This is a genomic window from Shimia fortis (genome assembly GCF_040225985.1).
In the GTDB taxonomy this organism is placed as follows: Bacteria; Pseudomonadota; Alphaproteobacteria; order Rhodobacterales; family Rhodobacteraceae; genus Shimia.
Window position 1 is genome coordinate 102,692 of the sequence record NZ_JBBPEU010000007.1, and the last position, 20,831, is coordinate 123,522.

Below are 20,831 nucleotides of genomic sequence, written 5' to 3' on the forward strand. Positions count from 1 at the left end.
AAACCCGTTTCTTCACCTTGTCTTAAATACTCTGGGGTGAATTGGCCGCAGGCCAAGAGGGGCAACGCCCCTCCTGCCCTGCTTAATATTCTTCCACCATCATCACCCCGTCGAGCGATTTGATCGCGCCCTTGATTTGGGGGTTCACGGGGAATTCGCGGCCCGTATCCATTTCAACCTCGCCCGGCAGGGCGGGGTCCATCAGGCAGAACATGACCGGTCCGCGCCCACCGCTTTTGACCGAGTCGGCGGCCTGTTGCAGCACGCTTGCGACCGGCGCAATGGCGGTAGTGTCCTCAATAAAGATTCTGAGCCCCGCACTGCCCGCGTCGGCCACAACCGTGTCTACCGGCGCGATGGATTTCGCCAGCAGTTTCAACTGGTCCGATTCGACCTCGGCCTCGACCGTGACCACGACCTTCGATCCGGTTTCAAGGTATTCGCGACATTTCTCCAGGGTATCCGAGAAAATCGTAACCTCGTAGGCGCCGGTCGGGTCCGAGAGTTGGGCAAAGGCAAAGCGGTTGCCACGCGCGGATTTGCGTTCCTGCCGACCAGACACACGGCCCGCCATCTTGACCACGCAGCGCCCGCCCTTGGCCTGTTCGGCGACCTCATCCATGGTGAGAACCTTCTTGCGCTTGAGCGCAGGCATATAATCTTCGAGCGGATGGCCAGAGAGGAAGAACCCGATGGCCCGCGCCTCTTCATCGAGACGTTCCGCCGGCAACCAGTCGCCCACTGGCGACAGGCGCGGTTCGGGCAGGTCGTCGCCCGCCTCGCCAAAAAGCGAGACCTGGTTCGAGGTTTTTTGATCCTGGATGGCTGCGGAATAGTTCACCAGCGCATCAAGGCTTTCCAACACGCGGCGGCGATTGTTGTCGAGTTCGTCAAAGGCACCCGCGCGGGCGAGCATTTCAAGCGGGCGTTTGCCGACGCGCTTAAGGTCCACCCGACGGGCAAAATCGAACAGCGTGGCAAAGGGTTTGTCGACGCCATCCACCTTGCGCCCGTTGGTGACAAGGTTCATTGCCTCGACGCCCACGTTCTTGAGCGCGCCCAGACCATAGACCAGCGCCCCGTCCACCACCTTGAACGTGGCATCCGAGCGGTTCACGCAGGGCGGCACATAAGGCAGCGCGAGCTTTTTCTTCACTTCTTCGAAATAGACGGACAGCTTGTCGGTGAGGTGGATATCGCAGTTCATCACCCCGGCCATGAATTCGACGGGGTGGTTCGCCTTGAGCCACGCGGTCTGATAGGACACCACCGCATAGGCCGCCGCGTGGGATTTGTTAAAGCCGTAGTTGGCGAATTTTTCCAGAAGGTCGAACACCTCGGACGCCTTCTTGGCATCCACGCCATTTTCCGCCGCGCCCTTTTCAAACTTGGGGCGTTCGGCGTCCATCGCCTCTTTGATCTTTTTACCCATCGCCCGGCGCAGCAGGTCCGCGCCGCCAAGCGTATAATTCGCCATGACCTGCGCAATCTGCATCACCTGTTCCTGATAGACGATGATGCCCTGGGTTTCCTCAAGAATGTGGTCGATCAGGGGGTGTACGGACTCGATCTCGCGCAGGCCGTTCTTGACCTCGCAATAGACGGGGATGTTTTCCATCGGACCGGGACGATAGAGCGCCACAAGCGCGACGATGTCCTCGATACAGGTGGGTTTCATGCGCTTGAGCGCATCCATCATGCCGGTGGATTCCACCTGGAAGACGGCGACGGTCTTGGCGGCGGCATACAGTTTATAGGTGGCTTCGTCATCCAGCGGGATGGCGTTGATCTGGTTTTCCGCACCTTCCGCCGGCTCGTACAGTTGCGTGCCATCAGCGGCGACATGCAGGGGCCGCCCCGAGGCGTGGATCTGTTCAATCGCGTTCTGGATCACGGTCAGGGTTTTCAGGCCCAGAAAGTCGAATTTCACCAGCCCCGCCTGTTCCACCCATTTCATGTTGAACTGGGTCGCGGGCATGTCGGATTTCGGATCCTGATACAGCGGCACCAGCGCATCCAGCGGACGGTCGCCGATCACCACCCCTGCCGCGTGGGTCGAAGCGTTGCGCAACAGCCCCTCGACTTGCTGGCCATAGGTCAGCAGGCGGTCGACGACCTCTTCGTTGCGGGCCTCTTCGCGCAGGCGGGGTTCCTCCTTGAGCGCGTCGGCAATCGACATCGGCTTGACCCCTTCGACGGGGATCAGTTTCGACAGGCGGTCCACCTGACCATAGGGCATCTGCAAGACGCGCCCAATGTCACGCACCGCGGCCTTGGACAGAAGCGCGCCGAAGGTGATGATCTGGCCCACCTTGTCGCGGCCGTATTTTTCCTGAACGTATTTGATAACCTCTTCGCGGCGGTCCATGCAGAAGTCGATGTCGAAGTCGGGCATAGACACCCGCTCGGGGTTGAGGAACCGTTCGAACAGCAATGAATAGCGCAGCGGATCAAGGTCGGTGATGGTCAGCGCATAGGCGACGAGCGACCCCGCGCCCGAGCCCCGCCCGGGCCCGACGGGAATGTCGTGGTCCTTGGCCCACTGGATAAAGTCGGCCACGATCAGGAAGTAACCCGGAAAGCCCATGCCCTCGATGATGCCAAGTTCGAAGTCGAGCCGTTCCTGATATTCCTCGACGCTGACGGCATGGGGGATCACAGCAAGGCGGGCCTGCAGGCCCTCGTTCGCGATGCGGCGCAGTTCGGCGACTTCGTCATCGGCGAATTTCGGCAGGATCGGGTCGCGGCGATAAGTGGCAAAAGCGCAGCGTTGGGCGATCTCGACCGTGTTTTCGATGGCTTCGGGCAGATCGGCGAAGAGGGTGATCATCTCTTCCTGCGACTTGAAGTAATGCTGCGACGTCAGGCGGCGGCGGCCGTCCTGCTGATCGACATAGGCGCCTTCGGCAATACAGATCAGCGCATCATGCGCCTCGTACATGTCCGGTTTCGGGAAATAGACATCGTTGGTCGCGACCAGCGGGATGTCCATATCATAGGCCATCTCGATAAAGGGGCGTTCGGTTTTCTGTTCAGCCTCGGGCTGGCCATGTTCGCCGGGGTGGCGTTGCAGTTCGACATACAGGCGGTCGGCGAAAATCTCGTGAAACTGACGCATCATAGCCTCGGCAGCGGCGCGCTGGCCGTTGCGCAGGGTGCGCCCGATCGGGCCGTCCGGCCCGCCGGTGAGGCAAATCAGGCCCGCCGACCGCGCGGCGAGTTCCTCCATCGAGACCTGCGGCAGCTGCCCGCCCTTGTCCACATACAGGCAGGAGGTCAGCTTCATCAGGTTCTCGTAGCCTTGTTCACGCTGCGCCAGCAGGACGATAGGTGCAGGTTTCGGGGGTTGGGTGCGCCCGGACGGGTCGTCATGGGGCATGGTGATATCCACCTGCATCCCGACAATCGGCTGCACCCCCGCACCCTGCGCGGTGACCGAGAATTCAAGCGCGGCAAACAGGTTGTTGGTGTCTGTGATGGCCACGGCGGGCATGTTCATGTCGACACAGGTGCCGGGCAATTTCTTGACCCGCATCGCCCCTTCGAGAAGGGAATATTCGGTGTGGACGCGGAGATGGATGAATCGGGGATGGCTGCTCATGGGGCCAAGCTATCCCAGACCGGCAGGCAATGGGAAGACGCACCTTGACCGGCGTTCTGCACAGGAATTCATCGCAATTTGAAGGAAATCCCTTTGGGTCTTTCAAATAAAAGCAAATAACAACTCTTGGGCAGAGCCGGGATTTGCACGAATTTTCAGAGCCTTGCGTCTGCACGGTTTTTCAGCAAAACAGTCAGCGACCTGCCTTTTGCGGCCACGTCCCCCTTGCGCGGTTGGGCGGGGGCTTTCTAGGGTAGCGCAGCTTAAACATTGGGCATTCCGGCTTTTGGCTAGCACCGCCCCAACAAGGACAACAACGCGCATGACAGGGACGTTGCTAAGTATTTCCGGTCTGACCAAAGCCTATCCCGGCGTGGTCGCGAATGACACCGTGTCTTTCGACATAAAGGAAGGCGAAGTGCACGCCCTTCTGGGTGAGAACGGCGCAGGAAAGTCCACGCTGGTCAAGATGATCTACGGGCTGGTGAAACCCGACAGCGGCACGATGACATGGCGAGGCGAGGCCTTTGCCCCGTCCGAACCGCGGGTCGCGCGGGCCTCGGGTGTAGCGATGGTGTTCCAGCATTTTTCGCTGTTCGATGCGCTGAGCGTGGCCGAAAACGTTGCCCTCGGCATGGAAAACCCGCCGAAGATGGGCGATCTGGCGCGCCGCATCCGCAAAGTGTCTGAGAACTACGGCCTGCCGCTGGACCCCAACCGTACTGTGGGCGACCTGTCTGCGGGGGAACGCCAGCGCGTCGAGATTATCCGCTGCCTGTTGCAGGATCCGAAACTTCTGATCATGGATGAACCGACCAGCGTTCTGACCCCGCAAGAGGTGGAAATCCTGTTCAAGACGCTGAACAAGCTGAAGGCGGAAGGCACGTCGATCCTCTATATTTCGCACAAGCTCGAAGAAATCCGGACCTTGTGCGACCACGCGACGATCCTGCGATTGGGCAAGAACGTAGGCGAATGTGTTCCGTCCGAGACCTCGGCCCGCGAGATGGCAGAGATGATGGTGGGCGATACCCTGCAAACGCCGACCCGCAGCACCGAGAAAACGGGCGAGGTGGTGCTGGATGTGTCGGGCCTGTCGATCGAGTCGACATCGGCCTTTGGGACAAAACTGAAGAACATTCATTTCACGGTGCACGCGGGCGAAATCCTTGGCATCGGCGGAGTGGCCGGCAACGGGCAGGATGAATTGCTGGCGGCGCTGTCAGGCGAAAGCCTGACATGGAAGGACGCGATCAAGGTCAAGGGGCGAGAGGTGGCCAACCTGGGCCCCAACGCGCGGCGTGAGTTGGGCATTCTGGCCGCGCCGGAAGAGCGGCTGGGCCATGCGGCGGCACCGGATATGAGTCTCACCGAAAACGCCCTGCTGACCGGCGCAATCCGCGAGGAACTGACCTCGAACGGGTTCGTGAAATGGGCCGACACCACCAGTTTCGCCGAAAGCATCATCAAGGCTTTTGACGTGCGCACCCCCGGCACCCATGTGGCGGCGCGGGCCTTGTCCGGGGGCAACCTGCAGAAATTCGTGATCGGGCGCGAGGTACTGCAACGCCCCGAAGTCCTGATCGTGAACCAGCCGACATGGGGCGTGGATGCCGCGGCAGCGGCGGCGATCCGGCAGGCGCTCTTGGATCTGGCCGCAAATGGCACGGCTATCGTTGTCATCTCGCAGGATCTGGATGAACTCATGGAAATCTCGGACCGCTTTGGCGCGCTGAATGAGGGGCGTCTGTCTGACCTGCGCCCGACGGCGGGTCTGACGATTGACGAAATCGGCCTGATGATGGGCGGCGCCCACGGAATGGAAGTGGCCAAGGTGGGAGAAGACGCATGATCAAGCTGGAAAAACGCCCCATGCCGTCGCGCACCCTGTCACTGGCCACGCCCCTGATCGCGGTTGTGGTGACCATGATCGCGGGCGGGTTGCTGTTTGCCGCCCTTGGCAAGAACCCGTTCGAGGCGATCCGCACGATTTTCTGGGATCCCCTGTTCGGGCAATACGCCTTTTATTATCGCCCGCAGCTTTTGGTGAAGGGCGCGCCGCTGATCCTGATCGCGATTGGCCTGTCGCTGGGGTTTCGCGCGGGCATCTGGAATATCGGGGCCGAAGGGCAATACATCATTGGGGCCTTGTGTGGCGCGGGAGCCGGATTGGCCTTTTACCCGTCGGACAGCATCTTTCTGTTCCCGTTCATGGTGATTGCCGGGGCGCTGGGGGGCTGGGCCTGGGCGATGATCCCGGCCCTGCTGAAGGTGAAATTCGGCACCAATGAAATTCTGGTGTCGCTGATGCTGGTCTACGTGGCCGACCAGTTGCTGGCGAAAATGGCGCTGGGGCTTTTGAAGAACCCCGAGGGGTTCGGCTTTCCGGGGTCGCGCAACCTTGCTGAATGGGAGGCCGCAACCAGCTGGATCGCACCGGAATACGGGATGCACTGGGGCGTGGCCGCCGCGTTGGGGGCCGTGATCCTGGCCTATGTGCTGCTGAACAAGCACATCCTTGGCTTCAACATCCGCCTCTCGGGTGAGGCCCCGCGCGCCGCGCGGTTTGCAGGGGTGAACCCGGCGCGGCTGATCCTGTTCTGCCTGGGCACCGCCGGGGCGCTGGCCGGTCTGGCCGGTCTGTTCGAGGTCGCGGGGCCGTCCGGTCAGGTGAATATCGACTTTGCCGCAGGCTATGGCTTTACCGCGATCATCGTGGCGTTTCTGGGCCGGTTGCATCCGGTGGGCATCCTGTTGGCGGGCCTGCTGATGGCGCTGACCTATATCGGTGGCGACATCGCGGAATCGCAGCTGCAACTGCCCGCCGCCGCCATTCAGGTGTTTCAGGGGATGTTGTTGTTCTTTCTTCTGGCGCTGGACCTGCTGACCAATTACCGCATCAAATTCGCCGTTCGGGGAGCTGCATAATGGATCTTTCTGCGATTAACCCCGTCCTGCTGATTGCCTCGCTCATGGTGGCGGCGACGCCGCTGTTGCTGGCCGCGATTGGCGAACTTGTCGTAGAACGCGCGGGTGTTCTGAACCTCGGGGTCGAGGGTATGATGATCGTCGGCGCGATTGCGGGCTTCGCGATCTCGGTGGAAACCGGGTCGCCCTTTGTCGGTGTCATCGCCGCCGCAGCCTGTGGGGCGCTGCTGTCGCTGCTGTTCGCCTTCCTGACCCAGTTCGCGCTGGCCAACCAGGTGGCGTCGGGTCTGGCGCTGACCCTGTTCGGGTTAGGGTTGTCGGCGCTGATGGGGCAAAGCTATGTCGGGGTGCGCCCGCCGGAGATGGCGCGGCTGGACGTGCCGGTTCTGAGTGATCTGCCGATCGTCGGTCCGATCCTGTTCAGCCATGATCCTATTCTCTACTTCGGGCTCGCGCTGACCGCCGGTGTCTGGGCGTGGCTGAAATACGCCCGCGGCGGCCTTGTACTGCGCGCGGTCGGAGAAAACCACGATGCCGCCCACGCGCTGGGGTATAACGTGATCCGTGTGCGGGTGCTGGCCATCATGTTCGGCGGGGCCTGTGCTGGCATTGGCGGCGCCTATATCAGCCTGATCCGCGTGCCGCAGTGGACCGAGGGCATGACCGCCGGAATCGGCTGGATCGCGCTGGCGCTGGTGGTGTTCGCGAGTTGGAAACCGTGGCGTGCACTGCTGGGTGCCTATCTGTTCGGCGGGATCAACGTGCTACAGCTGAACCTGCAGGCTGCAGGGGTCGCAATTCCGGTCGAGTACTTGGCAATGTCGCCATATCTGATAACCATTCTGGTGCTGGTTATCATGTCGGCCGACAAAAGCGGTGCGCCTGCGTCGCTGGGCCGGACATTCCATGCCTCGCAATGACGGGGTGTTCATACTTTACATCAACAGGGGGAAAACCTGCATGAAACTCACCAAACTTCTGACAAGCGCGGCTGTCGCGCTGGGTCTGGCAACCACGGCCATGGCCATGGACAAGACCAAGGTCGGCTTTGTCTATGTGGGCCCGGTCGGCGATGGCGGCTGGACCTATGAGCACGATCAGGGCCGCAAGGCCGTTGTCGAGCATTTCGGCGACAAGGTTGAAACCGTATACGTGGAATCGGTGCCGGAAGGCCCGGACGCGGAACGCGTGATGACCCAGATGGCGCTTGATGGTGCCGACCTGATCTTCACCACCTCGTTTGGTTACATGGACCAGACCATCAACGTGGCCAAGAAGTTCCCGAACGTGAAATTCGAGCACGCGACCGGTTACAAGACCGCACCGAACGTGTCGGTCTATTCGGCCCGTTTCTATGAAGGACGCGCCGTTCAGGGCCACATTGCAGGCAAGATGACCAAGACCAACACCATCGGGTACATCGCATCCTTCCCGATCCCCGAAGTGATCCGTGGCATCAACTCGGCCTATATCCACGCCAAGAAGGTAAACCCCGACGTCCAGTTCAAGATCGTCTGGGCCTATACCTGGTTTGATCCCGCGAAAGAGGCCGATGCGGCCAAGGCGCTGATCGAACAGGGTGCGGACGTAATCCTGCAGCACACCGACTCGACCGCGCCGCAGGCCGCGGCACAGGCCGCTGGCAATGTCGTGACCTTTGGTCAGGCGTCTGACATGGCTGAATACGCGCCCTTCCCGCGCGTTTCGTCGATCATTGACGACTGGGCGCCCTACTACATCGCGCGCACCCAGGCCGTGATGGACGGCACTTGGGAAACCAAGTCGACCTGGGACGGCATTGGCGCCGGCATGGTGGGCATTGGCGAAATCACCGATGCGGTACCTGCCGACGTGAAAGCCGAAGCCGAAGCTCTGCGTGATGCGCTGGCGGATGGCTCGTACCATGCCTTCACCGGCCCGCTGAACAAGCAGGACGGCACCCCGTGGCTGGCCGACGGCGAAACCGCGGATGACGGCACCCTGGCCGGCATGAACTTCTATGTTGAAGGTCTGGACGCGGAAATCCCGAACTGATCGCGACTTGCGCGACATTGGAAAGGCCCGCCCATCCGGCGGGCCTTTTTTATGGGGTGCCTTTTGTCCCCAAGGCCCCGGTGGCCCGAAACGCGGCCGGGGATTGGCCGGTCCAGTCGCGGAAGGCGCGGCGGAAACTGCGCGGTTCGCGATAGCCAAGACTGCGCCCGATCTCGGCAACCGGTCGGTTCGTTTCCAGCAAGAGTTCCTTGGCGCGGGCGCAGATATAGGTCGCCCGCAGCGCACGAAAGGACGTGCCCAGCGCTCTCAGCGCGCGCTGCAACGAGCGCGGGGTGATCGCCATCAACCGCGCGATCGCAGCCTCGTTCGGGGTTTGGATGGTTGCGCCGGTCAGGTGTAGCATCTGCATCACTTCGTCCCGCAGGTTCTGGGCCGGGGCGACCCCCATCAGGGCGGTCAGTTCCTCAAGCGATAGGGTCCTGTCCGGAGAAGGGGCGCCGGGATTGCGCGTGGCAAGGTCCGACAGGCGGATTGCCACGGCAGGCATATCCGTGCCCGTGCGGATCGGCACGCCGGCAAGCTGCGTCAACCCTGCGAGGTCTTCGGCATTGGCCTCGGGGATCTCGACCCAGTCAGGCTGCCACGCCTTTCCCAGAAAATGGCGCGCCACATCGCCAATCACGAACAGGGCACCTTCGTCGAGATGGCGATGCCCCACCACGGACAACCCCCGAGAGTTGCGCCCCACTACAAGGTGCGTCGCGGTCTGTCGCATCACAACGACCGATCCGGGGTGGGTCAGGAACAGCGCCCGGCGCCCGCGATCCAGTGCCGTGGCCAGGTCGGGCGCACCCAGAACATACTGCGCATAGGCCCCGTAAGTTGCATACTCAAACGCCTGCCCAATCCGCGCCCCGAGATGCCTGTCGCCAATGGCCCGCGCAACGGTTTCGATCAAGACTGCTTCGGTGGCATAAGGCAGGAACCCAGCGCCCTTGCGCAGCATGGCCCGCGTCAGACCCGTGGCGCGCAGAGCCTCGTCCACCTGCTGTCGCGACGCAAAACGCCCCAGCAAGTCGACCACCTTGGTTAGTTCAAGCAGGTTCACCATCTTGCGCTGCATGACATCAGATTGTCGGAAAATGACCCCTCACGCAATGCTAAGGTTCCACTGCCGCTTTCCGTACCCGGACGAGATGGCGTGACAATGAGGAAAAGATTTGCAGCATGACACAGTTTTCGAAAACCGCATGGCCGTTGGCCTTGGCGTCCGCTTTGATAACCAGCGGGGCGTTTGCCCAGACCTTTGATCAGACCCTCGACGCGCTTGCCGAAAGTCGTGACATTCCCGTCACCATCGACAATTTCGCTCGTGCAGCGAGCGACATTGAGTTCGACAAATACGTGACGCTCGCCGGGGGCATCAACCGCTTCTACCACTTCCGCGCCCCCACGCCGGTCGACAACCAACCCACCGTGCGTATGAACCGCGACACGCTCTACAGCACAGCTGTTGTCGATATCTCTGAAGGCGCGACGCTGACCCTGCCAGATGTGGGCGACCGCTATATGACCGCAATGATCTACAATCAGGATCACTTTGTGAACGCGGTCTTTCACGGCGGCGGCACCTATACGCTGGACATGAAGACCTTCGATACAAGCTACGTGATCGTCTTCATGCGCACGCTGGTCGATGCCGATGACGCGCAAGACGTGGCAGCGGTCAACACCATTCAGGACCAGATGCAGATCGAAGCGATCGCATCCAAGCCCTTTATGCTGAAGGACTATGACGAAGACGCCTACGAGGCGCTGGTCGATAGGTTCCGCGCGCTATTGCCGTTTACTGGCGGAATCAAGGGCACATTTGGGACCAAAGACAGTGTAGTCCAAATCCGTCACCTGATCGGCACCGCTGTTGGCTGGGGTGGCCTGCCTGAAACCGAGGCGATGTATCCGTCCAACGTGCCGGGCCTGCCTGTGGGCGAATACAAGATCGAGCTACCCGCCAAGGTACCCGTGGGGGCCTTCTGGTCGGTCAGCCTCTATAATGCCGAAGGGTTTTTCGAACCCAATGATCTGAATGCCTATGTGGTCAATTCAGTCATGGGCGCGCGCAACGATGACGGCTCGATGACAGTGCATCTCGGCGGATGCGACGATGGTCGCGTGAACTGCCTGCCGATAATGGATGGCTGGAACTACGTCATCCGCCTGTACCAGCCCGGCCCGGAAATCCTCGACGGCATCTGGACCTTCCCCGATGTGGAACCCGCGAATTGACACAGGAGACAACAATGAAACTTTTTACAACTCTGGCGCTTTGCGCAGCCACGGCGACCTTGGCCCATGCCGAGGACATCACGATCCAGAACCTCATGCGCGCGGAAAGCGACACGATGTTCCGGATGACGATGCAGACCAGCGGTAAGGGCATCGGAGAGATCGCCCATGAGCGGCAGGTCGTCTCTGCCGACGGGCCACAGCCGATCATCCGGCCCAACCAGGACACCTTATATTCTTCTTCCATCGTCGACTTGTCACAGCCGGTGAAGGTGACGTTGCCTGAGGGCGATGGACGGTTCCAGTCGGTGCTGGTCATCAGCCAGGACCACTACAACTTCGCCTATGCCACGCCCGGCGCCTATGAGCTGACCGAGGACGAGGTTGGGACGCGCTTCGCGATGCTCTTGTTCCGCACCTTCGTCGATGCCAGTGATCCCGACGATGCCGCCCGCGCCCATACCGTTCAGGACGGAATACGCCTGGAAGGCGGTGGAACCGGTCCGTTCGAAGCACCCGACTGGGATCTTGAAAACCTTGCCGAAGCACGGCAGGCGGTCAGCGACCTTGCCGCGGCTGTCGGCCTTGATGCGAGCACGGCCTTTGGTCGTCGCGACGAAGTGGACCCGCTCGGCCACCTGATCGGGATGGCGGGCTGGGCGGGTCAACCGGCCACGACGGCGGCGGCCTTTGTGGATGCCGTCGATTTGAATGACGGCGAAACGCCTCATACAGTAACGTTGCGTGATGTGCCGGTGGACGCGTTCTGGTCGATCACCGTCTACGACGCCGATGGCTTCCTCGCGCCGAACGGATTGAAGCGCAACAGTTTCAACAACACCTCCGCCACGCCGCACGCAGATGGCTCATATACCATTCACTTTGGGGCCTGCGAGGACGGGCGGATCAACTGCATCCCCGTCACGCCAGATTGGAACTATACCGTGCGCCTCTACCAGCCACGCGCCGAGGTTCTTGATGGCAGTTGGGTGTTCCCCGAGATCACACCTGTCGACTGAAAAAGGAGACATATCTAGAAACGCTATGCACTTCCCTTGGCGCTGGCCACCTGCCCGACCTTGCCGGCAGGCGTGTCCGCACAATCCGGCGAGACGCTGGGCCTGGCCGAGGCGCAGATTGAGGAGCGGGTCCGCCGCTCCTATCAATATGTCGCAGTGTTCAATGTGAACGACAAGTTCGCGCTTGATCCCGACAACCCGATGAGCACGGGTGGCCATAACCGGGTCTTCTCCTGCAGGCCCCGACATCGACTCGCTCTGAGTGGCCGCCCTGATCGTTTGACCGAACAGCCCGTCTTCATGGAACTGCCAACTTTCGACTCGACCTATGTCTCGCTGATGGTCACGGGCTACGACCACTCCGAAAACATCCCGATGTCTACCACCAAGGACGATTTCGTCGGTGCCACACTCCGCGTCATGCCCCACGCCGCCGAGCCGGAAAGGCTGGGGAAGAACCTCGCCGCTTTGCAAGGCATAGATGTCGAGCTGCTCTCGGAATTCCTTGGGCAGGGAAACAAGAAACGAAGTGTCCGGTCCTGGGGCAGCCCCTCGGGGATCAGTCGCAACCTGGACCTGCGCGAAGATACGGCCCGCTTCCCGCCCTATGGCTCGGATTTCGAGATCTTCGAGGATCGCTTCAACGAGGTCATGCAGTTCGTCATGAAGCACACGACGTTTGACCCGAACGACGAACTGGATGCGGGTCTGCCGGCGGTTTTGGAGCCGCTCGGTATCGCACCGGGCAACACCTATGATCCCGCAACGGCGCCCGAGATCGACGGCGATGCCCTGCGGGCCGTGGCCAAGGGGATCGCGACCGAGGAACTGGCCAAGTTCGGGAACCAGGACTGGCTGGATGAAAACCTGACCGGGCTTTTCAAACCGAAAGGGCAGATCACGCTGGAGGCGCTGACCTTCCAGTCCGTCGCTGGCCCGGTTGGACAACCTGCCGATCTGGCGCTCCACCCCGCGCCTCACCAAGGACGGCAGCATTATGAACGCCATACATGACTACGAGATCGTGATGACAACCCAGGAGTGGCCGCCGGTCAACGCCTCCAGGCCGGTCACGCTCTACGAGAACGAGACCGGGTTTTTCATACCCAATGAACGGCTCAAGTATTCCGTGGGCGAGAACGCGGGCTTCAAGCTGCTGGACGACGAAGGCGGCATCCGCATCGTGATCGCTGCCGCGCAAGCGTGGGCTAGTCCTGCGCCGCGTCCTTGCGCCAGATCAGGGATTCGACGGTATAGACAAGGATCGCCGACCCGATGGCGCCCGCGACGGCCACCATCAGCAACACGATCACGTCAATCGGCCCGCCAATGTCGGAAAAGCCGGAATTGGTCACACCCTGCACGAACAGCACTGCCGCAATCGCGCCGAAAGGCATCGACAACTGCGCCCACAGGAACTTGCGCCAGCTGATCTCGCGGTCGCGGATCAGGACATAGACATAGCCCGCCGTGATCGCCAGCGCGACCAGTACCATCGCCCAGAACAGGCCGCGTCCGAAGATTTCTTCGAACACCGCGATCAGGGTTCCAAAAGTCAGGTCTTTCATTTGGTCATCCTCCTCAGGCGCGTCCGCGCAGCATGGCGTTATAGGTGGCTTTCAGGGCCACCTCTTTCATCAGCCAGCTGATCCACAGCTCTTCCAGCGGCGCGATGATGCCGGGGAAGCTGGGCACGAGATTGTTGTTGTAGTCGAACTCGATCAGCATCGCGCGGCCGATCCGCGTGATCAGCGGGCACGAAGTGTAGCCGTTAAAGGCAGCGTCCGTAGTGTCGCCGGAAATCTGGGCGATGATGTGCTCTTCCACCACCGGAACCTGCCATTTGACGCTGGCTGCCGTCTTGCCTTTGGGCACACCGGCCACATCACCGATGGCAAAAACAGTGTCGTAGCGCAGGTGGCGCAGGGTTTCCTTGTGGCATTCGACCCAGCCCTGATCTGTCCACTTGTCAGCCCAGCTTAGCCCGCTGTCGCGCACCACTAGCGGTGCGCGCTGGGGCGGGATGATGTGCACATAATCATAGTCTCGGTCATAGTCGCCTTCGGGCGTGGCAAAGGTGACTTTCTTCACGCCGGGATCAATCGCCTTCACGACATGGTCGTATTCATGTTTGATGCCGCGATCGTCGAACACCATACGGATTTTCTCGGCCACGATGGGCACGCCGAACAGCGAATTATTGTTGGCGAAATAGGTGATGTCCGCCTTGCCGGCGCTGCCTTGCTGACGCGCAATGTCGTCAATTAGGAAGGTGTGCTTGATCGGCGCACCGGCGCATTTCATCTCGGTATCGGGACGGGTGAACAGTCCGACCCCGCCTTCTTCGGCGTATTTGCCCGCCGCTTCCCATGTGCGCGCGGCATAGTCGGGACCGGCATAGAGCGACCCGACGCCGTCCTTGCCGATCAGGTCCATCTCGAACCCTTCGATCGCGTCGTAATCCAGAACCAAACCGGTTGCGACCACAAGGTAATCATAGGTCAGGACTTCGCCGCTCTGCAGGGCGACCTTCTTGGCCTCGGGGTCAATCCCTGCCGCCATATCCTGCTTGAGCGTCACGTCATTGTTCAGCCAGTCTTCGGTTTGACTAACCGAATAGCCGGCGGGTTTCAGGCCCGCTGCGATCAGTGAAAAACCGGGTTGGTACCAGTGTTCCTTGCGACCATCGACAATGGTGATGGCCGCACCGTCAAGCCGTGCGGCCAGGCGGTTGGCAAGGGCCGTGCCTGCGGCCCCCGCGCCAAGAATGACGATATGCGCCTTGGTGCGCAGTGCTGCCTGGGCTGGGGTGGCGGCGCCGGTGACAGCCAGCGCGCCCGCGCCGACGGCCATGGACAGGAAGGCGCGCCGCGATGCGGGACGATCCAAGAAATCGGCCATGTAAAATCTCCTCAGATATATTCTGCATCTGGAATACATCTTTGGATACATATCAAGTAGCGGTCAAAACGCCGCGGCCTGAGCCCCAATGAAACAAGGCCAAAACCCGGATTCCCCGAATTTTGGCCTTGGCTTTTCTTATGAAACCCTGACGTGGGTTGGTCAGCCCTTCTTCATTGGGCAGGTGTTCAGGCCGACCACCTGGTAGAGTGGGCAATAGCCCAGAAGACCGGTCGCCAGCGGGACGATTCCGATCAGGCCCCACATGGTTTGCGGGCCGACAAAAACCAGAGACAGCAGGACCAGTCCCGCGATGATGCGCAATGCGCGGTCAAGAGTGCCTTCGTTACGGGGCATAGTGTTTCTCCTTTGATTCCATTCCTGGTCAGTCTCGCAGATTCGTCCGACGCTGTCGGTGACACTGTCACCGATCCTCCTCGGAAATCCGTTGCAGCCCGGCAGAATCGCAGATGCGCACCTTGCCACGAGACAGTTCAACCAGCCCCTGATGGGCAAACTCTGCCAGTCGGCGCGACACGAACGCCCGCCCCGAGGCGGTTTCCGCGGCCAGTTCTCCGTGTGTCATATAGACAACGCCCCCCTCGTCCTGCAGGCGCAGCAAAACCCGCGCGAGGCGCGTGTCAAAACCGGTCAGGGCCACCTCTTCGACAAGGCGCTGGTAATCGCCAAAGCGCCGGGCAACCGCCGACAAGATGTCCGTGCGAAACGCAGCGTCCTGTTCCATCCGCGACCAGAAAGCGGATTTGGGTACGAACCGGCCCTCAAGGTCCGCCTCGACAACCCCTTCCGCCGAATAGTCACTGCCTTCGATCAGGCAGGACAAGGTTTGCAGGCAGACGTCGCCGGGTTTCACACGATAGAGAACGATCTCGCGCCCGTTCGGGGCGGTCATCGACACCCGGATACTGCCCCGGGTCACTTCGACGAATCCCGCACATTCCTGCCCCGGCCCAAACAGCGTTTTGCCAGCGGGAAGAACAATGTTCTTGGTCATGAGCGGTCCCTTTCAGTGGTTCGGGCCAAGGGCAGAGGTGAGAAACAGTCTGTCATCCACGCGGGAAAATTGCCATGACCGCAGACTACGCTTACTGTTGCTTATGGTAAGGGAGATGCAAGATGCGAAAAATTCAAGCCCAAGGCGTACACCATATCACATTGACCGGCGCGGACCGGCAAACCTCGATTGATTTCTGGGAAGGTGTGCTGGGAATGCCCTTCATCTTTGATCAGCCCAACCTCGACAACCCTGATGAAGGGCATCTTTATTTTGATCCCGGTGACGGGCGTCTGATCACCGTCTTCACCGACGAGACCCGCAAACCCGATCCGCGCCGCACGCCGACCGAACCGGGCTGCGTGCATCACATTGCCTTCAACCTCTCGCAAGCCAGCTTTTCGCAGGCCGCCGAACGGCTTGAGGCACGCGGCATACAGCATTCCGGCGTGCGCGACCGGGGCTTCATGAACTCGATCTATTTCAAAGACCCGATGGGGCTCTTGATCGAACTGGCCTATTACAAGTTCGAGCCCCCCTTTGGTTGTAGCCATGCCGACGTGATGATCCGCGCCCATCGCAACCGGGTCGCCGCCGGGGATTACAATATCCAAGAAAAGCATCTTGCCGACGCCATCGAAGCCTTGGTGCATGAACGCCAGGAGTCGCTGTCCGAGGATCGGGACGCGCGCGACCCCTACTAAGCGAGGGCACCATGAAGTCTTTTGTCACCAAAACCATGATCACCGGTCTCTTGTTGCTGATCCCGGTCTTCTTTCTGGGTTTCGCGCTGGTACGGGTGTTTGCCACCATGCGGAAAGTCATGGAGCCAATTGTGGAAACTCTAGGGATCGATAGGGTTCTGGGGGTGATCGTTCTTGATCTGCTGGCGATTGCAGGGCTTTTTGGCGCGATCTTCCTGATCGGGCTTCTGGCGCATGTCGGGTCTTTCGCGAAACGGATCGACGCACTGGATGGTTTCCTAAAAGACCGCGTGCCCGGCTATGCCATTCTCAAAGGCATCCTGAGTGGCACGTTGCAGGCTGATACGTCGGTGAGCGACCTCAAAACCGTGATCGTGCGCCATCTGGACACGGCGCGCATCGGGTTCGAAATCGAAAGGATCGACGACCGCAATGTCATGGTCTTTTTGCCAAATGTGCCCAATCCGCAAACCGGCGTGGCCGTGGCGTTTCGCCCCGAAGACGTGCGCGTGATCGACATGCCGCCCCATCGCGTTCTGGAAATGCTCAGTTTTTTCGGACGTGGTATCGGGGCCGAGGTCAGCAAGGTTCAAGCAGAAAACGCGGCGGCGAAGCAGGACAACGGCACCTGACCACAAGACAAAGATATCGGCAAGAAACCGCTTTTCACCCGCTGTGCCGCGTGGCAACGTCCCCCCCATGACACAGATTATGACCAGCCCCGATGGCTCCCCGATCAGCCGGTTTGCCTTTGGCACGATGCAATTTGGCGGCAAGGCCGATGAACGAGACTCGCAAGAGATGTTCGAGGCCTGTCTCGCGGCCGGGATCACGCATTTCGACACGGCCCATGTCTACACAGACGGCCAGTCCGAAACGATACTGGGTCGTCTGATTGCGCCGCACCGTGATCGGCTGATCATTGCCACAAAGGCGGGCTATACCGGCGGGGCAGGTGCGAAAAATCTGCGCGCGCAGTTCGATATCTCGCGCCAAAGGCTGGGGTTGGACCACGTGGACGTGCTGTATCTGCACCGCTTCGACCCTGACACCGACCTGCGCGAAACCATGGAAACCTTTGCCGCGTTGCGCGAGGAAGCTCTGATTTCCTATGTGGGCCTGTCGAATTTCGCAGCGTGGCAGGTGATGAAGGCGATTGCCATCGGCGATGGTTTCGCTCTGCGCCCCTCAATCCTGCAACCGATGTACAACCTCGTCAAACGTCAGGTCGAGGTTGAAATCCTGCCCATGGCTATGGACCTGGGCCTGACGGTCGCCCCCTATTCGCCTTTGGGCGGCGGGTTGCTGACGGGGAAATATGCGCGGGTCGGCGCAGAGGGCCGGCTTGCCACGGATACGCGGTATGCCGCGCGCTATGGTTTGGACTGGATGCACGAGGCCGCGCGCGCACTGTCGCAGATCGCGGCCGAGATTGGTACGCATCCCGCCACCCTTGCAGCGGCCTGGGCCGCACGCCATCCGTCGGCCCCGACACCGATCCTGTCGGCGCGCAACCTGGCCCAGTTGCAACCATCGCTGGCGGCAGTGGGATTTGACATGGATGACGCGCTTTATGATCGCCTCTCCGCGCTGACCCCCGCCCCGCCCCCGGCCACGGACCGTCTGGAAGAAGCATGATCGACTTTCTGGTAATTGGCGGTGGGATCGCCGGCATCTCGGCGGCGGCGCGTCTGTCGGCCTTGGGGTCGGTCTGTGTGCTCGAACAGGAAGACGCGCTTGGCTATCACGCCTCGGGACGGTCTGCCGCCATGTTCGAGGAAAACTATGGGTCGCCCTCGACCTGCGCCCTGTCCCGCGCCAGTGCGGAGCACCATATCTCGAACGGATACCTGACCGCGCGGGGGCTTATGCTGCTGGGCAAGACCAGTGACAAATCCGACTTCGATGCCGCCTGCAAAGAGTTGGTGATGCACCCAATGACGCGCAGCGAGGCCGCGGACATGGTGCCCATCCTTGACATGGACAAGATCAGAATGGTGGCCTTTCACGAGAGTGCCCGCGATCTTGATGCTGACCGGCTCTTGCAGGATTTCGCCAAACGCGCCCGCCAGAACGGGGCCGAGTTGCGCACGCGCCAGACGGTCACAGCCATCACCAAGACGCCGGCGGGCTGGGTGGTGCAGGCCAACGGCACGGACTGCATGGCTCGCATGATCCTGAACGCAGCCGGGGCCTGGGCCGATCAGGTGGCGGCGCTGGCAGGGATCGCCCCGATCGGGATCACCCCTCTGCGCCGGTCCATGGCGCGTATTCCTGCCCCAGGCGAACTTGATGTGTCGGGTTGGCCCATGATTATGGGCCCGCGCGAGGATTGGTATGCGAAACCCGATGCCGGGAAGCTGCTGATCTCACCCGCCGAGGAAGACCCCCAACAACCCCATGATGCCTGGGCCGATGACATGGTGCTGGCCGAAGGCATTGCCCGCTACGAGGACCATGTGACCGTTCCGGTCACGCGGCTTGAACATAGCTGGGCCGGGTTGCGCAGCTTTGCGCCCGATCGCAACCTTGTTCTTGGGCATGACGCCAAAGATGACAGTTTCATCTGGGTCGCCGGTCAGGGGGGCTATGGCATGCAGACCGCCCCTGCAGCCTCGCAATGGATCGCCGATCTGGTGGCGGGCACCCCGTCCGAACTCGATGAAACCACCCGCACGGCCCTGGACCCGAGGAGATTTTCCTGATGCCCCGTCGCACTGCCCTGCCCCCCTCCGCATCCGTCGTGGCCCCCGATACCGATGGCCGCCTGTTTGCCCCCGCCGCCGACCGCAACGCCGCCGCGATAGTCGAAGTGGCAGCCAGCCATGCCCCAAAAACAGCAGGGCCTGCGCTGGAACTGGCCAGCGGCACGGGTCAGCACAGCGTGGCGCTGGCAAAGGCCATCCCGCAGTTGCGCTGGCAACCCACGGAAATCGACGCCACCCGCCGGGCCAGCATTGATGCCTATGTTGCCGAGGCCAAGCTGCCCAACCTTGCCAGGGCGATTCAGCTGGACGCCACGGCGCCCGGCTGGGGGCTGGATCATGCCGGACAGTCCATGATCCTGTTGGCCAACCTGTTGCACCTGATCAGCGAGAGTGAAGCCCGCACCCTGATCCACGAGGCGGCCGAAGCGCTGGCCCCCGGCGGGATTCTGATGATCTATGGCCCTTTCAGGCGCGATGACGAGCTGACCAGCGACGGCGACGTCGCCTTTCATCAGAGCCTTCAGGCCGCCGATCCCGAAATTGGCTACAAAAGCGATTTCGAAGTCCTGGAATGGGGCCTCTCCTGTTTCCTCGACTATGCCGACATGATCGAGATGCCGGCCAATAACCTGTCGATCCTGTGGCGCAAACCCGGCTAGGGCGCACCCAGGCACCGGCTTTTTCTTGGCGAAAATACCTTGGGGTGAATTGGCACCGGACTCTGTCCGGGGCCAAGAGGGGCAACGCCCCTGTCCTGCATCCTGCACAGAAATCCTGCCCATATGATCTCAATCAAAGACCTGAATATGTCAGCCTGTATTCCGGCATCAGGACCTTTCTTCAGGAGACGAAAATGAGCTGGACTGACAAGCTGAACGGCACGCGTGATCAATTGCGGGCCCTGAACAAGACCATCCCCGACACCACCCGCGCCTTTGGCGGGCTGGGCAAGGCCGTCAAGGAAGGCGGCGTTCTGGACTTCAAGACCAAGGAATTCATCGCCCTCGGGATCGCGGTTGCCATGCGCTGTGAAGCCTGCATCGTGTTGCACTGCGAAGCCCTGCACAAGGCAGGCGCCACCCGCGAAGAGGTAGGCGACGTTCTGGCCATGACGATCCAGATGGGCGGAGGCCCCTCGATGATGTATGCCGCCAAGGCACTTGAATGCTTTGACGAATTGGCGGGCTGACAATCCCCGCCTGATAACGGTATGGTCTCCGTGAACATATTTCGCGTCACGGAGACCTCCCAGATGAAACCCACGATCCCAGCCCTTTTTGCCCTGAGCCTTGCGGCGGGGGTTGCCATGGCAGAGACCCCTGCCTTCATGACAAGCATGGACGTGGACAAGGACGGTTTCCTGACGCTGGCCGAGCTTGAAGAATACCGCAGCCAGGTGTTCAAGACCTTTGACACAAACGGTGACGGAGTTCTGGACAGCGCGGAGTATACCGAGTTCGACAAAGCCCGCGCAGCAGCAGCCGAACAGACCGGCGCGCCCCTGCAGTTGCGGGCTGTGCACGGGTTGGCGCGCGAACGCACCGACCTGAACCTTGACGGGCGCGTCACCCGTGAAGAATTCCGCGAGGCTTTGACACAATGGTTCAACACCCATGACAAGACCAAGGATGGCGTGCTGGGTCACGGGGATTTCTAAAGCCCTTCCCCGGGAGC

Annotated in this window: 20 protein-coding genes and 1 pseudogene; 15 read left to right on the forward strand and 6 right to left on the reverse strand. The window is 61.0% G+C overall.

Going from position 1 to position 20,831, the window contains the following annotated elements; all coding sequences use genetic code 11:
• Nucleotides 1–82 precede the first annotated feature (82 nt).
• Nucleotides 83–3,601: a DNA polymerase III subunit alpha gene (gene dnaE / locus WNE31_RS12080; protein WP_349980037.1), complete on the reverse strand. Its 3,519-nt coding sequence runs from the start codon at nucleotides 3,599–3,601 to the stop codon at nucleotides 83–85.
• A 322-nt stretch (nucleotides 3,602–3,923) separates the two neighbouring features.
• Here dnaE and WNE31_RS12085 point away from each other — a divergent pair, with 322 nt between their 5' ends.
• The 4 genes from WNE31_RS12085 to WNE31_RS12100 are packed head-to-tail and all read left to right on the forward strand — an operon-like array spanning nucleotide 3,924 to nucleotide 8,563.
• Nucleotides 3,924–5,453 carry an ABC transporter ATP-binding protein gene (locus WNE31_RS12085; protein WP_349980038.1) on the forward strand — a complete coding sequence of 510 codons (1,530 nt, stop codon included), beginning with the start codon at nucleotides 3,924–3,926 and terminating at the stop codon, nucleotides 5,451–5,453.
• Nucleotides 5,450–6,529, forward strand: coding sequence for an ABC transporter permease (locus WNE31_RS12090; RefSeq protein WP_349980039.1), 1,080 nt, complete (start codon nucleotides 5,450–5,452; stop codon nucleotides 6,527–6,529). Before WNE31_RS12085 ends, WNE31_RS12090 begins: the two co-directional genes overlap by 4 nt.
• Entirely contained in the window at nucleotides 6,529–7,449 is a 921-nt protein-coding gene (locus WNE31_RS12095) for an ABC transporter permease (RefSeq protein ID WP_349980040.1), read from the forward strand. The genes WNE31_RS12090 and WNE31_RS12095 overlap by 1 nt, the downstream gene beginning before the upstream one ends.
• Before the next feature lie 40 nt (nucleotides 7,450–7,489).
• Nucleotides 7,490–8,563 carry a BMP family ABC transporter substrate-binding protein gene (locus tag WNE31_RS12100; RefSeq protein WP_349980041.1) on the forward strand — a complete coding sequence of 358 codons (1,074 nt, stop codon included), beginning with the start codon at nucleotides 7,490–7,492 and terminating at the stop codon, nucleotides 8,561–8,563.
• A 49-nt stretch (nucleotides 8,564–8,612) separates the two neighbouring features.
• On the opposite strand, the gene WNE31_RS12105 is transcribed toward WNE31_RS12100, so the two are convergent.
• On the reverse strand, nucleotides 8,613–9,647 hold the full coding sequence (locus tag WNE31_RS12105) for a helix-turn-helix domain-containing protein (protein WP_349980042.1): 1,035 nt from the start codon (nucleotides 9,645–9,647) through the stop codon (nucleotides 8,613–8,615).
• Nucleotides 9,648–9,751: 104 nt separating this feature from the next.
• Here WNE31_RS12105 and WNE31_RS12110 point away from each other — a divergent pair, with 104 nt between their 5' ends.
• From WNE31_RS12110 to WNE31_RS12125, 4 genes and pseudogenes are all read left to right on the forward strand, one after another.
• Nucleotides 9,752–10,810, forward strand: coding sequence for a DUF1214 domain-containing protein (locus tag WNE31_RS12110; RefSeq protein ID WP_349980043.1), 1,059 nt, complete (start codon nucleotides 9,752–9,754; stop codon nucleotides 10,808–10,810).
• Nucleotides 10,811–10,824: 14 nt separating this feature from the next.
• Complete coding sequence (locus WNE31_RS12115) at nucleotides 10,825–11,829, forward strand: DUF1214 domain-containing protein (RefSeq protein ID WP_349980044.1); 1,005 nt, start codon at nucleotides 10,825–10,827, stop codon at nucleotides 11,827–11,829.
• Nucleotides 11,830–11,865: 36 nt separating this feature from the next.
• Nucleotides 11,866–12,843 carry a hypothetical protein gene (locus WNE31_RS12120; protein ID WP_349980045.1) on the forward strand — a complete coding sequence of 326 codons (978 nt, stop codon included), beginning with the start codon at nucleotides 11,866–11,868 and terminating at the stop codon, nucleotides 12,841–12,843.
• A gap of 13 nt (nucleotides 12,844–12,856) precedes the next feature.
• Nucleotides 12,857–12,973, forward strand: a pseudogene (locus WNE31_RS12125) (hypothetical protein); the annotation flags it as partial.
• 64 nt (nucleotides 12,974–13,037) lie between these two features.
• Here the strand turns inward: WNE31_RS12125 and WNE31_RS12130 are convergent.
• The 4 genes from WNE31_RS12130 to WNE31_RS12145 form a co-directional block, all read right to left on the reverse strand.
• Nucleotides 13,038–13,397 carry a DUF5368 domain-containing protein gene (locus WNE31_RS12130; protein WP_349980046.1) on the reverse strand — a complete coding sequence of 120 codons (360 nt, stop codon included), beginning with the start codon at nucleotides 13,395–13,397 and terminating at the stop codon, nucleotides 13,038–13,040.
• Nucleotides 13,398–13,410: 13 nt separating this feature from the next.
• Nucleotides 13,411–14,730, reverse strand: coding sequence for an NAD(P)/FAD-dependent oxidoreductase (locus tag WNE31_RS12135; protein WP_349980047.1), 1,320 nt, complete (start codon nucleotides 14,728–14,730; stop codon nucleotides 13,411–13,413).
• 162 nt (nucleotides 14,731–14,892) lie between these two features.
• Nucleotides 14,893–15,087: a YgaP family membrane protein gene (locus WNE31_RS12140; protein ID WP_349980048.1), complete on the reverse strand. Its 195-nt coding sequence runs from the start codon at nucleotides 15,085–15,087 to the stop codon at nucleotides 14,893–14,895.
• Nucleotides 15,088–15,154: 67 nt separating this feature from the next.
• Nucleotides 15,155–15,745 carry a Crp/Fnr family transcriptional regulator gene (locus WNE31_RS12145; protein ID WP_349980049.1) on the reverse strand — a complete coding sequence of 197 codons (591 nt, stop codon included), beginning with the start codon at nucleotides 15,743–15,745 and terminating at the stop codon, nucleotides 15,155–15,157.
• Nucleotides 15,746–15,867: 122 nt separating this feature from the next.
• Between WNE31_RS12145 and WNE31_RS12150 the strand changes: the two genes are divergently transcribed.
• The 7 genes from WNE31_RS12150 to WNE31_RS12180 all read left to right on the forward strand — a co-directional run bounded on the left by WNE31_RS12150 (nucleotide 15,868) and on the right by WNE31_RS12180 (nucleotide 20,814).
• Nucleotides 15,868–16,449, forward strand: a complete 582-nt coding sequence (locus WNE31_RS12150) for a VOC family protein (RefSeq protein WP_349980050.1) — start codon at nucleotides 15,868–15,870, stop codon at nucleotides 16,447–16,449.
• Nucleotides 16,450–16,460: 11 nt separating this feature from the next.
• Entirely contained in the window at nucleotides 16,461–17,081 is a 621-nt protein-coding gene (locus WNE31_RS12155; RefSeq protein WP_349980051.1) for a DUF502 domain-containing protein, read from the forward strand.
• Nucleotides 17,082–17,148: 67 nt separating this feature from the next.
• The gene (locus tag WNE31_RS12160; protein WP_349980052.1) at nucleotides 17,149–18,087 is read left to right on the forward strand and encodes an aldo/keto reductase; all 939 of its coding nucleotides are present in this window, start codon (nucleotides 17,149–17,151) and stop codon (nucleotides 18,085–18,087) included.
• Nucleotides 18,084–19,154, forward strand: a complete 1,071-nt coding sequence (locus WNE31_RS12165; RefSeq protein WP_349980053.1) for an NAD(P)/FAD-dependent oxidoreductase — start codon at nucleotides 18,084–18,086, stop codon at nucleotides 19,152–19,154. The genes WNE31_RS12160 and WNE31_RS12165 overlap by 4 nt, the downstream gene beginning before the upstream one ends.
• Nucleotides 19,154–19,816, forward strand: coding sequence for a DUF938 domain-containing protein (locus tag WNE31_RS12170; protein ID WP_349980054.1), 663 nt, complete (start codon nucleotides 19,154–19,156; stop codon nucleotides 19,814–19,816). Before WNE31_RS12165 ends, WNE31_RS12170 begins: the two co-directional genes overlap by 1 nt.
• Nucleotides 19,817–20,010: 194 nt before the next feature.
• Nucleotides 20,011–20,346, forward strand: coding sequence for a carboxymuconolactone decarboxylase family protein (locus WNE31_RS12175; RefSeq protein ID WP_349980055.1), 336 nt, complete (start codon nucleotides 20,011–20,013; stop codon nucleotides 20,344–20,346).
• 63 nt (nucleotides 20,347–20,409) lie between these two features.
• Complete coding sequence (locus WNE31_RS12180; RefSeq protein WP_349980056.1) at nucleotides 20,410–20,814, forward strand: EF-hand domain-containing protein; 405 nt, start codon at nucleotides 20,410–20,412, stop codon at nucleotides 20,812–20,814.
• The last annotated feature ends 17 nt before the right edge of the window (nucleotides 20,815–20,831 follow it).

Excerpts from the sequence above, each read along its gene's own strand:
- dnaE (WP_349980037.1), bottom strand. The coding sequence starts at position 3,601 with ATGAGCAGCCATCCCCGATTCATCCATCTCCGCGTCCACACCGAATAT.
- WNE31_RS12085 (WP_349980038.1), top strand. The coding sequence starts at position 3,924 with ATGACAGGGACGTTGCTAAGTATTTCCGGTCTGACCAAAGCCTATCCC.
- WNE31_RS12090 (WP_349980039.1), top strand. The coding sequence starts at position 5,450 with ATGATCAAGCTGGAAAAACGCCCCATGCCGTCGCGCACCCTGTCACTG.
- WNE31_RS12095 (WP_349980040.1), top strand. The coding sequence starts at position 6,529 with ATGGATCTTTCTGCGATTAACCCCGTCCTGCTGATTGCCTCGCTCATG.
- WNE31_RS12100 (WP_349980041.1), top strand. The coding sequence starts at position 7,490 with ATGAAACTCACCAAACTTCTGACAAGCGCGGCTGTCGCGCTGGGTCTG.
- WNE31_RS12105 (WP_349980042.1), bottom strand. The coding sequence starts at position 9,647 with ATGCAGCGCAAGATGGTGAACCTGCTTGAACTAACCAAGGTGGTCGAC.
- WNE31_RS12110 (WP_349980043.1), top strand. The coding sequence starts at position 9,752 with ATGACACAGTTTTCGAAAACCGCATGGCCGTTGGCCTTGGCGTCCGCT.
- WNE31_RS12115 (WP_349980044.1), top strand. The coding sequence starts at position 10,825 with ATGAAACTTTTTACAACTCTGGCGCTTTGCGCAGCCACGGCGACCTTG.
- WNE31_RS12130 (WP_349980046.1), bottom strand. The coding sequence starts at position 13,397 with ATGAAAGACCTGACTTTTGGAACCCTGATCGCGGTGTTCGAAGAAATC.
- WNE31_RS12135 (WP_349980047.1), bottom strand. The coding sequence starts at position 14,730 with ATGGCCGATTTCTTGGATCGTCCCGCATCGCGGCGCGCCTTCCTGTCC.
- WNE31_RS12140 (WP_349980048.1), bottom strand. The coding sequence starts at position 15,087 with ATGCCCCGTAACGAAGGCACTCTTGACCGCGCATTGCGCATCATCGCG.
- WNE31_RS12145 (WP_349980049.1), bottom strand. The coding sequence starts at position 15,745 with ATGACCAAGAACATTGTTCTTCCCGCTGGCAAAACGCTGTTTGGGCCG.
- WNE31_RS12150 (WP_349980050.1), top strand. The coding sequence starts at position 15,868 with ATGCGAAAAATTCAAGCCCAAGGCGTACACCATATCACATTGACCGGC.
- WNE31_RS12155 (WP_349980051.1), top strand. The coding sequence starts at position 16,461 with ATGAAGTCTTTTGTCACCAAAACCATGATCACCGGTCTCTTGTTGCTG.
- WNE31_RS12160 (WP_349980052.1), top strand. The coding sequence starts at position 17,149 with ATGACACAGATTATGACCAGCCCCGATGGCTCCCCGATCAGCCGGTTT.
- WNE31_RS12165 (WP_349980053.1), top strand. The coding sequence starts at position 18,084 with ATGATCGACTTTCTGGTAATTGGCGGTGGGATCGCCGGCATCTCGGCG.
- WNE31_RS12170 (WP_349980054.1), top strand. The coding sequence starts at position 19,154 with ATGCCCCGTCGCACTGCCCTGCCCCCCTCCGCATCCGTCGTGGCCCCC.
- WNE31_RS12175 (WP_349980055.1), top strand. The coding sequence starts at position 20,011 with ATGAGCTGGACTGACAAGCTGAACGGCACGCGTGATCAATTGCGGGCC.
- WNE31_RS12180 (WP_349980056.1), top strand. The coding sequence starts at position 20,410 with ATGAAACCCACGATCCCAGCCCTTTTTGCCCTGAGCCTTGCGGCGGGG.